General features: G+C 66.7%; 15 protein-coding genes. 8 read left to right on the top strand and 7 right to left on the bottom strand.

Going from position 1 to position 13,258, the window contains the following annotated elements:
• Nucleotides 1–39: 39 nt before the first annotated feature.
• A complete protein-coding gene (locus HNP02_RS02765) occupies nucleotides 40–234 on the bottom strand; it encodes a ferredoxin (RefSeq protein WP_184434339.1) in 195 nt (64 codons plus the stop codon).
• A gap of 99 nt (nucleotides 235–333) precedes the next feature.
• Between HNP02_RS02765 and HNP02_RS02770 the strand changes: the two genes are divergently transcribed.
• Both HNP02_RS02770 and HNP02_RS02775 read left to right on the top strand, forming a co-directional pair.
• Entirely contained in the window at nucleotides 334–1,881 is a 1,548-nt protein-coding gene (locus HNP02_RS02770; protein WP_221317048.1) for a pyruvate, phosphate dikinase, read from the top strand.
• Nucleotides 1,874–2,479, top strand: coding sequence for a MarR family transcriptional regulator (locus HNP02_RS02775; RefSeq protein ID WP_184434342.1), 606 nt, complete (start codon nucleotides 1,874–1,876; stop codon nucleotides 2,477–2,479). Before HNP02_RS02770 ends, HNP02_RS02775 begins: the two co-directional genes overlap by 8 nt.
• A gap of 7 nt (nucleotides 2,480–2,486) precedes the next feature.
• On the opposite strand, the gene HNP02_RS02780 is transcribed toward HNP02_RS02775, so the two are convergent.
• Nucleotides 2,487–2,693: a hypothetical protein gene (locus HNP02_RS02780; RefSeq protein ID WP_184434345.1), complete on the bottom strand. Its 207-nt coding sequence runs from the start codon at nucleotides 2,691–2,693 to the stop codon at nucleotides 2,487–2,489.
• A gap of 20 nt (nucleotides 2,694–2,713) precedes the next feature.
• The gene (locus tag HNP02_RS02785; protein ID WP_184434348.1) at nucleotides 2,714–3,913 is read right to left on the bottom strand and encodes an amidohydrolase family protein; all 1,200 of its coding nucleotides are present in this window, start codon (nucleotides 3,911–3,913) and stop codon (nucleotides 2,714–2,716) included.
• Nucleotides 3,914–4,029: 116 nt separating this feature from the next.
• Here HNP02_RS02785 and HNP02_RS02790 point away from each other — a divergent pair, with 116 nt between their 5' ends.
• Genes HNP02_RS02790 through HNP02_RS02800 form a run of 3 tightly spaced genes read left to right on the top strand, consistent with a single transcriptional unit; the run spans nucleotide 4,030 to nucleotide 6,207 of the window.
• On the top strand, nucleotides 4,030–4,341 hold the full coding sequence (locus HNP02_RS02790) for an acyl-CoA synthetase (protein ID WP_184434351.1): 312 nt from the start codon (nucleotides 4,030–4,032) through the stop codon (nucleotides 4,339–4,341).
• A gap of 32 nt (nucleotides 4,342–4,373) precedes the next feature.
• Nucleotides 4,374–5,675, top strand: a complete 1,302-nt coding sequence (locus HNP02_RS02795) for a TetR/AcrR family transcriptional regulator (protein ID WP_184434354.1) — start codon at nucleotides 4,374–4,376, stop codon at nucleotides 5,673–5,675.
• Between the two features lie 34 nt (nucleotides 5,676–5,709).
• Entirely contained in the window at nucleotides 5,710–6,207 is a 498-nt protein-coding gene (locus HNP02_RS02800) for a CAP domain-containing protein (protein WP_184434357.1), read from the top strand.
• 1 nt (nucleotide 6,208) lies between these two features.
• On the opposite strand, the gene HNP02_RS02805 is transcribed toward HNP02_RS02800, so the two are convergent.
• From HNP02_RS02805 to HNP02_RS02815, 3 genes are read right to left on the bottom strand one after another with little or no spacing between them, the layout of a single operon-like run.
• The gene (locus HNP02_RS02805) at nucleotides 6,209–7,822 is read right to left on the bottom strand and encodes an AMP-binding protein (RefSeq protein ID WP_184434361.1); all 1,614 of its coding nucleotides are present in this window, start codon (nucleotides 7,820–7,822) and stop codon (nucleotides 6,209–6,211) included.
• A 6-nt stretch (nucleotides 7,823–7,828) separates the two neighbouring features.
• Nucleotides 7,829–9,022, bottom strand: coding sequence for a thiolase family protein (locus tag HNP02_RS02810; protein WP_184434364.1), 1,194 nt, complete (start codon nucleotides 9,020–9,022; stop codon nucleotides 7,829–7,831).
• A 17-nt stretch (nucleotides 9,023–9,039) separates the two neighbouring features.
• On the bottom strand, nucleotides 9,040–9,498 hold the full coding sequence (locus HNP02_RS02815) for a MaoC family dehydratase (RefSeq protein ID WP_309241379.1): 459 nt from the start codon (nucleotides 9,496–9,498) through the stop codon (nucleotides 9,040–9,042).
• Between the two features lie 103 nt (nucleotides 9,499–9,601).
• Here HNP02_RS02815 and HNP02_RS02820 point away from each other — a divergent pair, with 103 nt between their 5' ends.
• Entirely contained in the window at nucleotides 9,602–10,822 is a 1,221-nt protein-coding gene (locus HNP02_RS02820) for a thiolase family protein (RefSeq protein WP_184434367.1), read from the top strand.
• Nucleotide 10,823: 1 nt separating this feature from the next.
• Nucleotides 10,824–11,249, top strand: coding sequence for a Zn-ribbon domain-containing OB-fold protein (locus HNP02_RS02825; RefSeq protein WP_184434370.1), 426 nt, complete (start codon nucleotides 10,824–10,826; stop codon nucleotides 11,247–11,249).
• A 17-nt stretch (nucleotides 11,250–11,266) separates the two neighbouring features.
• On the opposite strand, the gene HNP02_RS02830 is transcribed toward HNP02_RS02825, so the two are convergent.
• The gene (locus tag HNP02_RS02830) at nucleotides 11,267–11,869 is read right to left on the bottom strand and encodes a TetR/AcrR family transcriptional regulator (RefSeq protein WP_184434373.1); all 603 of its coding nucleotides are present in this window, start codon (nucleotides 11,867–11,869) and stop codon (nucleotides 11,267–11,269) included.
• 147 nt (nucleotides 11,870–12,016) lie between these two features.
• Between HNP02_RS02830 and HNP02_RS02835 the strand changes: the two genes are divergently transcribed.
• A complete protein-coding gene (locus tag HNP02_RS02835; protein ID WP_184434376.1) occupies nucleotides 12,017–13,246 on the top strand; it encodes an amidohydrolase family protein in 1,230 nt (409 codons plus the stop codon).
• The last annotated feature ends 12 nt before the right edge of the window (nucleotides 13,247–13,258 follow it).

Here is a 13,258-nt window from a genome sequence, read left to right on the forward strand (position 1 = left end):
CAGTGTGACTGCTGGCGCGTGTGATTGGCAAGCGCCCCGTCACCCCTCTTCGAGGATCAAGGCGAGTTCGGGGCAGGCGGCGACCCCGTCACGGGTGGCCTGCTCGTCTCCCGGTCGCACGTCGTGCGCTTCGAGGATCGAATAGCCCGAGTCGTCGATCGGGAACAAGTCTGGGTCGACGGCGTAGCACTGGGCGTGGCCAACGCACTTCGCTTGCTCCAGACGAACCTTCATATGACCTCCTCCAGTCGCCGCGCAGTACTCGGTTTCGTCCACCGACATCATAAGACTAAAGGATTAACTATTTCGATGTATCTGGCATGCTTGAGATTCATGACACGAGTCACCCATGACCGCGCCCGGCCAGACCTCGGCCGAGACTCCGTGATACCGCTCGACGGGAGTTCGCGGCTGCCCCGCGAAGCGCTGGGCAACAAGGGCTTTGGCATCAACTTCATGCGCTCGCTTGGGCTGCCCGTTCCGCCGGCCTTTTGCCTCATCACCGATGTGTGCGCGATGGTGCTAGCCGGCGACGAGCGCGTCCTGGATCGCGTGTGGCCGGACGTGCTCGAGAAACTTCGGTGGCTTGAGAGCGAGACGTCGCGCACCTTCGGCCACGGCCCGCGGCCGCTGCTGCTGAGTGTGCGCTCAGGGGCGGCGCAGTCGATGCCGGGCATGCTCGACACCGTGCTCGACCTCGGCATCGACGATGCCGTTCAACAGGCGCTGGGGTCGCACGCCTCACCGGAGTTCGCCGTCGATACGCGTTCCCGGTTCCGCGCGATGTACCAGCGGATCGTTCTCGGGGACGATTCGTCCGCCGACGTGCCCGACGACCCCCTCGTCCAGCTTCGCGGCGCGATCGAAGCGGTGTTCGCCTCGTGGAACAGCCCGCGGGCGGCGGCCTACCGCGCCCACCACGGGCTCGACGGCACCGGCGGCACGGCGGTGGTGGTGCAGGCGATGGTGTTCGGAAACCTGCACCGCGACTCGGGCACCGGGGTGCTTTTCAGCCGGAATCCGGCCACCGGCGCCGACGAGCCGCTGGGCGAATGGTTGCCCGGCGCCCAGGGCGAGGACGTGGTGTCGGGCACCTTCGACTGCCTACCTCTGGACGCGTTGCGGACAGAACAGCCTCGGGTGTTCAACGAGCTGATGGCCTCGGCCAAGGAGCTCGAACGCCTTGGCCGTGATGTGCAGGACATCGAGTTCACCGTCGAGGAGGGCCGGCTCTGGCTGTTGCAGACCCGCGTCGCCAAGCGCTCCCCCCAGGCGGCCGTCCGCCTCGCGCTGAAGTTCCGCGCCTGCGGCCTCATCGACGACGCCGAAGCGCTGCGGCGCGTCACTCCCGAACACGTACGCGCCTTGCTGTCTCCCTCGTTGCAGCCCGAGACCCGGCTCGCTGCAACCCTTTTGGCCACGGGCCTGCCAGCCAGTCCAGGTGTCACGTCGGGCACGGCGTACACCGACGTCGACGCCGCACTCGACGCAGCCGACGAGGACCAGGACGTGATCCTGGTCCGCATCTCGACCAGCCCCGACGACGTCGCCGGGATGCTCGCGGCCCGGGCCATCGTGACCGAGGTCGGCGGCGCCACCTCCCACGCCGCGGTGGTTAGCCGCGAGATCGGCAGGCCCGCGGTGGTGGGCTGCGGCGCCGGAGTCGCCGCCGCCCTCGACGGCAGGTCGATCACGGTCGACGGCGGCGCGGGCGAGGTCTTCGACGGTGTACTGGAACTGACGGCGTGGTCGGAACGGGACACCCCGGACCTGGCGGAGCTGGCCGCGATCGCGCGCCGGGTACTCGGCGACGTCTGCGAGACTCCCCTGATGGCCATGCTGACTGCATTCCGACTCACCGAGAGGTCCGACGTTGGATGAACTGACGCTGCTACAGGCCGTGCGACTCAAGGGCCGGGTGCGGCACGGCGACATCGCCGCGACGCTCGACGACGACGAGGCCGCCGTCGATTCGGCGGTCAAGGAGCTCACCGAGGCGGGCCTGCTAATGGAAGGCACGACCCTTCGGCTGTCCCCGGACGGGCGGGCCCGTCTGACCGAGCTGCTCGCCGACGAGCGCCGCGGGCTCGACGCCGAGGCCTTCGCCAAGGCGTACGACGAGTTTCGCGGGGTCAACCGCGAGTTCAAGTCGCTGATCTCGCAGTGGCAGCTCAGGCACGGCGAGCCCAACGATCACGGCGACGCCGATTATGACGCCGCGGTGCTGCGGCGCCTCGACGGCGTCCACCAGGCAGTCCTGCCCATCCTGGCGTCGGCCACCCTGCAGCTGCCGCGACTGGATGCTTACCCCGCCAAGCTGTCGGCGGCGCTGGAGAAGGTGCACGCCGGGGACACCACCTGGCTGACGCGGCCCATCATCGACTCGTACCACACTGTGTGGTTCGAGCTTCACGAAGAACTGATCGGGGCCGCCGGGCTGACCCGCGAGGACGAGGCGAAGGCCGGCCACACCGAGTAGTTGGGAGCTAGCTGACCCCGACGGTGGAGGCGCCATCAGGATCCTGGCGCAGCTTCCACGTCATCTTGCGGGCCGTCACCAATGCCCACGCGCCGAATAGTCCGATCAACGCCGCATCCGGCCAATTCTGCCGGGAGGCCACCAACGCGCTGCCGACCGCGCAAAGGACGACGATGGCTTGCGCGATGCGACGCACGATGACCCTGGTGTCCATCCGTTATCCCCCTGGCTCTGCTAGACCGAGGCCAGCCGGCGATCACCCGCGAGCACCCGCGGGAAGTTCAACATCCGGCGGGCGTTCTCCTCGACGATCAGCGAGCACTCGTCGTCGGGTACGTCGGCCAGCACCTCTGCGGCGCGCTTGCGCGAGTTCGGCCAGTTGGAGTCGCTGTGCGGGAAGTCGATCTCGAGCATGATCCGATCGATCCCGATCTCGTGGCGATTCTTCAACCCATGCATGTCGTCGATGAAGCAACCCCAGAAGTGCTTGCGGAACAGCTCAGAGGGTCGGGTATCGAAGTCGATCTTCTGGTAGTAGCGGTGCCGCTCCCACACGTAGTCACTGCGTTCCAGGATGTAGGGCACCCAGCCGATGCCACCCTCGGCAAGCGAGATCTGAAGCTCGGGGAACTGCTGCAGCTTGCCGGAGAACAGCAGGTCGACCGTGGACCACATCAAGTTGGTCGAGAACAGCGCCGTCGCGACCGCAAAGGGCGCGTCCGGCACCGCCATCTGACCCGGGACCGGCTTGATCGTGGAGAACGAGAAGCCGGGCACGAAGGAGCCGGAGCCGAAGTGCAGCGACACGGGCATCTTGGCGTCCGAGCAGACCTGCCACAGGCCGTCCCAGTGATCGGAGTGGAACGACGGCAGACCAAGCGGCACCGGGCTATCCGGGAACGAGATCGTTCGGGCGCCCTTGGCGGCGACGCGCTCTGCTTCGGCCACGCAGGCGTCGATGTCCCAGGTCGGCAGGATCGCCAGTGGCACGTAGCGCTCGGGAGCAACAGCGCACCACTCGTCGATGTAGAAGTCGTTCCAGGCCTTGGTGCACAGCAGCGCCAGATCCTTGTCGTCGGCACGCTGGAACGTGCCGCCACCGAACCCGGGGAACGATGGAAAGCACAGCGCCGACTGCACGCCGTCGAGGTCCATGTCGGCGACCCGGGCAACAGGGTCGTAGCAGCCGGGAATCATGTCCTCGTAACGGACGGGGTCCATGCCCCACTCCTCCGGCGGCTTGCCCGCCACCGCGTTGAGTCCGATGGTCGGGAACACCTGCCCGTCGTAATGCCACAGATGCATGCCGTTTTCCTCGACGATCCGCGGACCCTGCTCGAGGTACTTCTGCGGCAACCGGTCCTGCCACACCCGCGGGTGCTCGACGAGATGGTCGTCGACCGAAACGATCTGGTGGTGATCCTGAAGCGGCATGGGGCTCCCTCGTCTCTGACTATGGTGGTTTCTGACTCATCGTCTTGTTTTCTGACGGTTCGTCTCACAGACTATATGACGTACGCCACACCCGTCCATAGCCCGAGAGGCCTGAAATGAACTCTCTTGACCAGCCCACCGCCGGCACCGCGCGGGAGAAGGTCGACGAGGACGACCACGACCTGCTGACGTTCGGCGAAGCGGGCGAACGGCTGCGATTGGAGATCGCCGCGGCCGCGGCCCAAATCGATCGCCAACGGCAGAACGGCCCCTCCGACGAACTCGAGAAGGCAGAGACCCGGCTAGCGGCGCTGCGGTCAGCGGCCACGCGCAACAGCGCGCAGCCCATCAATGACGCCAACTTCGAGAAGTTCTTCGGCTATCCCGGCAAGGCCAAGCGCAACCTGCCAGGACCGCCGTCCCAGTGACCTCTGCGTCGGCGCACCCGGATACTTCTTGGATGGCGCCAACTCCGGACAAGATGCGCCGACCGGGGTACGCCCCTGCCGCCAACGTCGGTGTCGGGCGCCGCGGCCTGCACACCCGCGACCGGATACTCGCATGCGCAGCGGAGGTCTTCCTGGCCAACGGGTTCCACGGCACCTCACTCGACACCATCGCCAAGGCGGCGAATGCGTCCCGCGCCACGGTCTACCAATACTTCGCGGGCAAGGACGACATCTTTCGCGAGCTGAGCGCAGTGGCCGAGCGCGACGTGCTCGTTCACGGCGAACAGCTCGGTGAGCTCGGCCCGACGATTGACGGGGTCGGTGCGTTGCACCGTTGGCTGGTGGAGTGGGCCACCATCTACGACACTCACGCCGCAACGTTCGCGGAGTATCCCGGCATCGGGAACGAGTTGGCAGTCATCGATACCGGCACCGTGGCGGAGGACTTTCATCACGTGGTGACCCAGCGGCTGCGGGGAGCCCGAGTGCAGGGCCTGGACGTCGACGACGCCGCTGCGGTGCTTGGACGAATCCCGCACATGGTGAATCTCTATCGGCACCGGACGATGTTCCCTCTGCCCGCTCGGGAGGTCGTGTCGGCGTCGTTGACCGTGGCCCTGCAGCTGATGCTGTTCCCCGAGACGCCGGCGGCCGTGCTGCGCGTCGTCGGACCGCACGACGTCCGCGAGTCGGTGACCACGCCGTTGGTGGTCGCCGATCGGACAGAATCGACACCCGCCGTCATCGACCCGCCTCTGTCGCCGATTGGCCAGGACGTGCTCTCGGTGAGCTCGGCGTTGTTCGCCGAACGCGGCTACTACGCCGTCGGCATGGAGGACATCGCGGCAGCCGCCGACCTCAGCCGCGCAACCCTGTACCGGTACTTCAGCACCAAGGTCGAGATCCTCGCCGAACTGACACGCCAGGCGACGGCCGAGATCGAGGAGCACGCCGCAGCCCTGCCACGGACGGCCGCGGGCTCGTTGATCGACTGGATGCTGGGATACGTCCGGTTTCACCGCACCTACCGGGGTGTCATTCGGGCGTGGTTGGACGGCACAGTGGCCGAGCAGCTGTCCGACGCCGCCGTGGAGCACGGCATCGGTGCAATCCACCGCGCGGTCGGTGCGTTGTTGGACACCGTCGAACTGCCCGCAGGCCTTGACGATCAGGTGGCGGGCGCGGTGTTCCTGGCGGTGTTGGGCCGGATGACGGAACCCACCGCGGCCACTGCACCCGACAGCGACGAGCGCGCCGCGGAACTCATGGCGAACCTGTTGCGCCGGTCACTGCTCCGGCAGCTGAAAGCGTAATTCATTTATCTATTTGCGCGTAGTCTCATCGACCATGACGTTCACGCACGCGGCCCGACGTTGCGCACTGACGCTAGCGCTGTTGTCGGCGATGATCACCGCGACCACCGCGCCGTCCGCGCTCGCCGACAACAAGCGGCTGAACGAGAGCGTGTTCGTCAACATCTACACCGCCCAGAAGCAGAACGGCTGCCCCACCGAGGCAAAGCTGGACGGCCGACTGGTGGCCGCCGCGCAACGCCACACGGACGATGTGCTGAACAACCCAGACGTCAACGGTGACATCGGTTCCGACGGATCCAGCCCGCAGGACCGTGCCAACGCGGCAGGCTTCAACGGCAAGGTGGCCGAGACCGTGGCGATCAACCCGGCGCTGGCGATCAGCGGCATCGAGATCCTGGCTCAGTGGTGGTACGACCCACCGTCCAAGGCCACCATGCAGGACTGCGCGAACACCGCCATCGGGGTCTGGTCCGAGAACAGCTTGTCCCGTTCCGTGGTGGTCGCGGTGTACGGCCAGCCCGCGCTGTAACTCAGCCGGCATCGGCCTTCAGGTCGGCGCGCAACCGCTTCTTGTCCACTTTGCCGCTGGGCAGCATGGGCAATTCGGTGACCAGCACCAGTCGGCGCGGCACCTTGTAGCGAGCCAGCCTCTTTCGGACGCCCTCCTGCAGCGCCTCCAACGTCGGCGGGGCACCATCGCATGGCACGACCACCGCGCAGACCGCCTCTCCCCACTTCTCGTCGGGTATCCCGACCACCGCGCAGGCGACCACCCCGTCGAGCGCGCAGATCGCGTCCTCCACCTCGGGTGAGTACACGTTCTCCCCGCCGCTGATGATCACGTCCCTCTTGCGGTCGACCAGGAACAGCAGCCCACGCTCGTCGATTCGGCCCACGTCCCCGGTGTGACACCAGCCGTCGCGCAGCGTCGCCTGGGTAGCCGCCTGATCGTCCAAGTAGCCACGGAACGTCGAGCCGGCCCGTACGACGATTTCGCCGGCCTCCCCCGCGGGCACGTCGCGTCCGTCCTCGCCGACGACGCGAATGCGTATGCCGGGGAACGGGAAACCGACCGAGCGCAACCGTTCCTCGGCGTCCGGGCTGACGAGGTCGTGCAGTTCGCGTGGCAGTCCCGACACGATCACCTCGGTCTGGCCGTAGAGGTTGAGGAAGCCCGCATCTGGCAGTGCGGCGATGGCCCGCCGCAGGATGGCCGCGGTCATCGGCGCAGCCGAGTAGACCACGGTCTGAACGGATTTCACAGAGGATTCGTCATCAACCTGGTCGAGCAACGCCTTGAGCATGACCGGCGCCAGGTGCAACAGAGTGATCCGCCGGGCGGCGATCAGCGCCACCGCATCGGCCGCGTCGAACTGCTGCTGCAGGACCACGGTCCCACCCCTGGCGTGCAGACCGCCGATGATCGCGAGCGCACCCACGTGGAACATCGGCATGTTGATCAGCCCGCGATCGGCACTGCCGCATTGCATTTCGTTGCTCATCGTGAATGCGACGTCGCGCATCTCGCGCTGCCCGAGGATGCAGCACTTGGCGGCACCGGTGGTGCCGCTGGTGAAGAGCAGACACGCGATGTCGTCGGGAACAGCGACGAATTCGGGCTCGCCACTTCGACCGCCTTCGACGAACCGCTCGTAGCCGGTCATGCCCGGGGCGAGCGAAGCGACGGGGGGATGACCTGGCGGCGCCTCGCCAGCGATCGCCACCAGCACCGGCGGCGATGGCAGTTGCCTCGCGATGTCGGCGAGCACCGGAACGAACTCGTCGGAGACGAACAAGATCCTCGGCTCGACGCGGCGTAGTACATCGGCGATCTCCGGCGGCGAGAGCCGAAAGTTGATGGTGGCCATGATGATTCCGCTGAGCTGTGTCGCAGCGATCAGCTCGCCGAACTCGATGCCGTTGCGGCTCAACACCGCGATGCGGTCCTGGCGTCGCACGCCGACGTCCGCCATCGCCGACACCAGCCGCACAGCCCGGTCCCGCAACTGCGCGTGGGTGACGGTGCGGTCGCCGTGCCGATAGGCGACCACGTCACCGAAGCGCACCGCGTTGTCGGTCACGATGTCGCCGAGCGTCAGATCGTCGGGGCGAGCGAAGCGACGGGAGAAACCGGTGGCCGGCATCGAGCGTTACCGACTGCTCAACAACATCGACCCGGCCACCGGACCACCGCCGACCGCGACGGCCACGACCTCGGGAGTCTTCGGGGCCTGCCGTTCACCACCTTCGCCCCACATCTGCACGCATGCCTCGTGCAGAAACCCCATGCCGTGCAGCCGCCCGCCGGAGAGTTGACCGCCACTGGTGTTGATCGGCAGCGAGCCGTCCAGTGCGATACGGGAGCCGTCGCCGAGAAACTCGCCGACCTTGCCGTGGTCGCAGAAGCCCATCGCCTCAAGCCACATCACGGTCAGGAAGGAGAAGCCGTCGTAGAGCTGGGCCATGTCGACGTCGGCGGGGGTCATGTTGGTGTTCTGCCACAGCGTGGCAGCGGAATCGTGGGCCGCCATCGTGGTGATGTCCGCGCGCTGGTCCCAGGTGGCACGTTCGAACATCCCCGGCCCGACGGACTCCACCGTCAGCGGGTGCCGCGGCAGGCCGTTAGCGGCGTCGCGACGCGACACGATCACCGCGGTGGCGCCGTCACAGGGCACGTCACAGTCGTAGAGGCACAGCGGTTCGGAGATCATCCTGGCGCCGAGGTAGTCGTCCATCGTCATCGGCTCGCGGTAGACCGCGTCGGGGTTGAGCCCGGCGTTGGTGCGGGCGTTGATCGCGATGAGGCCGAGGTGCTCGCGGGTCAGCCCGAAGTCGTGCATGTAGCGCTGGGCGGGCATCGCCAGCCAGTTCGCCGCAGACAGCGCCCCGAACGGCGCCATCCATTCCAGGTGCGGGGGCAGGTTGCCGCCGCCGAACAGCACCGACGCGCGGCCGCCGCCAGCCTGTTGCGCGGCGGTGGACTCCCACACCGACCGGTAGACCACGACGTGGTTGGCCAGGCCAAGGCTGACCGCCATGCACGCCTCGATCGCGGGGCCGATCTGGCCTGCGGTCTCCATCGCCGAGACGTACCAACGCGAGCGCAGCCCCAGTGCGTTGCGGACCTCCTGGATGGTCGCTCCGGAGAATCCGGCGTCGGGCACACCGGGTCCCGGGTAGCTGGCGATGCCGTCGACGTCGTCGACGCTCAAGCCGGCGTCCTCGATCGCCCGCAGCACCGCCTCGAGCGTCAGGTCCAGACCCGTCCGGCCGAGCCGCCGGCCGACCTGCGACTTGCCTGCCCCGGTGAGAATGGCCTTGCCCTCGAACGGTCCGCCGGTCATCTTGGTGAGGTTAGCCATCAGAAGACGAACCGCGCGATCAATTCGGCGACGGCAGCCGGTTTCTCGACGCCGTCGATCTCCACGGTGTGCCGCACGGTCAGGTTCACCGTGTCGTCACTGACCTTGGTGGCGTCGGCGAGGTGGGAGCGGACCCGGATCCGGCTGCCCGCCGTGACCGCGGCCAGGAAGCGCACCTTGTTCAAGCCGTAGTTGATGCCCATCTTGGCGTTCTCGACGCGATAGTTGTCCTTGCTCAGCCCGGGGATCAGCGACAGGGTCAGGAATCCGTGCGCAATCGTTGCGCCGTAGGGGCTTTCGGCCTTGGCGCGCTCGACGTCGACGTGGATCCACTGGTGATCGTTCGTGACGTCGGCGAATTCGTCGATCCGACTCTGGTCGACGTCCAGCCAGCCGCTGACCCCGAGTTCCGCACCGATCATCGATACCGCGTCATCGATCGACCCGATCACTTGCACTGACCGCTCCTGTCGCCACCTGCCCCGAAAATCCGATATCTATTTAACGGTATAGACTAGCCCCGCTCACCGGGCAACCCGCCCTTCGACGTCAGGGAGACACATGGCCACCACTCCACATTCCCCGTCGCTTCGCTCGCCCCGAGCCACGTCCCGCGCAGCGATCGTGGCCGCTGCTCGCACACCGATCGGCACCGCGCGTCGCGGCACCCTGGCCAACGTGCCCGCGGTCGAACTCGCCAAGGCCGTGGTGTCGGCCGTCATCGAACGCTCCGGACTGGATGCCGCCGACTTCGACGACCTCGTCTTGGCCGAGAGCATGCAGGGCGGTGGCGACAGCGCCCGTTACATCGCGGTGGATCTCGGCCTGACCGACATCCCCGGGCTCGCCGTCAACCGGCAATGCGCATCGAGCCTGTCCGCCATCGCGGTGGGCGCCGGGCAGATCGCGGCGGGCATGAGCCGCGCCATCCTGGCGGGCGGCATGGAGTCCATCTCCACCGGACCGATCATGCAGAAGCGCAAGCCCTTCACCACGGGCAAGTCGCCAGAGGACTACGTGCAGTGGTTCCCCGAGTCGCATCCGCCGACGGCGGAAGCGCCCGCGATGGACATGTCGATCACCGTCGCGCACAACTGCAACCTCCAGTACGGCATCACCCGCGAGGACCAGGACGAGTGGGCGCTGCGTAGCCATCAGCGCGCGATCACGGCCATCGACGCCGGATCGTTCACCGACGAGATCATCCCGATCCAGGTCCCTCAGGCCGACGGAACCACGATCACGTTCGCCGAGGACGAGCATCCGCGGCGCGGCAGTTCGATGGAGTCGCTGGCCGGACTGAAGGTGCTGCATCCCGAGATCGAGGGCTTCTCGGTGACTGCGGGGAACTCGTCGGGCATCAACGATGCGGCGGCGGTCGTCGCACTGGCGTCTCCCGATACCCGGCAAAACGTACTGGCCAACGTGCTGTCGTGGACGCAGGTGGGGTTGGATCCGACCCGCACCGGCAGCGGACCGATCAAGGCCATCCCCAAGGCGCTGGAGCTGGCGGGCCGGAAACTCGAGGACGTCGCACTGTTCGAGATCAATGAGGCGTTCGCCGCCCAGGCCGTGGCGTGTGCCCGCGAACTCGGACTCGACGAGGAGATCGTCAACGTCTACGGCTCGGGCATCAGCCTTGGCCACCCGATCGCCGCAACCGGTGCCCGGATGGTCACCTCGGCGATCTACGAGTTGCGCAGACGAGGTGGCGGCATCGGCGTGCTGTCCATGTGCGCGGGCGGCGGCATGGGTGCCGCGATGGTCATCGAGGTGGTCTGAGATGACCGCACTGATCACCGAGGGACTGTTCCGCGTCGACGGCGACCGCGCAGTGCTGTTCGGTTCGCGCAGGCGCTCGTCGGGCGTGGTGAAGTTCCCCGCCGAGCGACCCGAGCTCTTCGACGGCGCCCCGGAAATCCAGGAGGACATCGAAGCGATCGAGTTGTCCACCGAGGGCACGCTGTACACCTACACCACCCAGGAGTTCCCGCCGCCGCTTCCGTACAAGGGCAATCGGGACCCGAAAGTGTTCCAGCCGTACGTGGTTGGCTTCGTCGAATTGGCCGAGGGCGTGCTGGTGGAGACGCTGATCGTCGGCGCCGCTAGCGAACTGCACATCGGCCAGCCATTGGTGTCGACCACCACCACGCTGCAGCCCGCCGAGGGCGACCCGGTGCTTACCTTTGCGTTCCGCCCCGCCGAGTAGCGCCGGCCGACCCTCGGTCAGCGGCGCGTCATCGCCACGATCATCTCGGCGACCACCGCGATCATCTCGTCACGCTCGACGGCGACCGTCTGGCCGTGCACCGTGTACCAGGCCCGGTCGAGCAAGCCCATCACCGCGACGCCGATGACGTCAGGTGAGTGCGGGCCGTCGCCTGCGATGGCTTGACCCAACTTCCACGCCGCACGGGACACCATACGGTTGCGGGACATCCGGAAGGTGTCGTCGTCGGGGGCCGACTGAGCGGAGGCCAAGACGAACGCCCCGTGCTGATCCATGTAATCGAAGTACTTGCCGACCCAGGCCCGGACGTCGGCAGGCCCGAACGGTTCATCGGCCTCGGCCCACCTGGCGATCACCGCGAGGACGTCGTGGTAAGCCGTCTCGCCGAGGACGTTGAAGATCTCCCGCTTGTCCTTGAAGTACGTGTAGAAGCCGGCCCGCGAAATGCCGCAGGCCTCGGTGATCGCGTTGATCGGCATACCGCCGTACCCACGCTCCAGGAACAGCCGGCGGCTGGCATCCAGGATCGCCGACCGAGTGCGCTCGCCGCGGGTGCCGTCCAGTTGTTCACCGGCAGGAGCGCCCGAGGTCACCGTCATGCGGCGACTGTATATGACAGTACTGTCAAGTGCAATCACCTCATTTCATCGTGCTTTTCATGCACGTGATGGTCCAGACTTGACACAATTGTCAAGTTGCGCCAAGCTCATCTCCAAGCCCGATGTAGAGCAGCGAGAGGCACACCGATGACCCAGTTCACAGACGCACCGATCTTCGACGCCGACCAGCACATGTACGAGACTCCCGACGCGTTGCTCAAGTACCTCCCCGAGCAGTACGAGAAGGCCGTGCAGTTCGTCCAGATCGGCAGGCACACCCGGATCGCGATCCTGAACAAGATCACCGACTACATGCCCAACCCGACGTTCGAAAGGGTCGCCGCTCCCGGCGCCCACGAGAAGTTCTACTCCGGCCAGAACCCCGAGGGTCTGACGATGAGGGAGATGTCCGGCCGTGGCATCGACACGCCGCCAGGTGCACGCAACCCCGAGGACCGCATCGCCGAACTCAACGGGCAAGGCGTCGATGCGTGCCTGAACTACCCGACGCTGGCCAACCTGGTGGAGCACTCCTCGGCCGAGGATCCGGAACTGACCGCGGCCATCATCCACTCGCTGAATCAGTGGATGCTCGAGCATTGGGGCTTCAGTCACGCCAACCGGATCTTCAGCACGCCCGTCATCAACCTCGGCATCGTCGACGAGGGTCGCCGCGAACTCGAGTACATCCTGGCCAACGGCGCCAAGGTCGCGCTGATCAAGCCGGCCCCGGTATGCGGCTTCAAGGGCTGGCGCTCGCCGGCGCTGCCGGAGTTCGATCCCTTCTGGAAGGACGTCGAAGACGCCGGACTGCCGATCGTGCTGCACGCCAGCCAGCCACCGCTGCAGGAGTACATCGAGAAATGGGAACCGGCGAATACCAGTAGCGCGTTCGAGATGTCGGCGTTCAAGTGGACGGCGTTGGGCCACCGCGAGATCGCCGACATGTTGACCAGCCTGATCTGCCACGGCACCCTGACCCGGTTCCCGAAGCTGCGCATCGCCAGCGTCGAGAACGGAAGCGCCTGGATCAAACCGCTGTTCGACGATCTGGAGATGACCTACAAGAAGATGCCGCAGAACTTCCCCGAGCATCCGCACGAGGTGTTCCGACGCAACATCTGGGTCAGCCCGTTCTGGGAGGGCTCGGTTGCCGACGTCGTCGAGACCGTCGGATGGGACAAGGTGATGTTCGGCTCGGACTGGCCGCATCCCGAGGGTCTCGCAACCCCGAACGGCTACTGGAAGTACGCCGAGGGCATGGACGTGCGCCGCACCTACGACTTCATGGGCGACAACGCCCGCCGGTTCATGGGACTGCCGCTCGCCAACCCCGACCCGGCTGCCGTGAAACCGCCCGAGTTCGCCAACGCCTGACTCAAAGCCGTT

The sequence above is a fragment of the Mycobacterium sp. AZCC_0083 genome (assembly GCF_014202335.1).
Taxonomy (GTDB): domain Bacteria; phylum Actinomycetota; class Actinomycetes; order Mycobacteriales; family Mycobacteriaceae; genus Mycobacterium.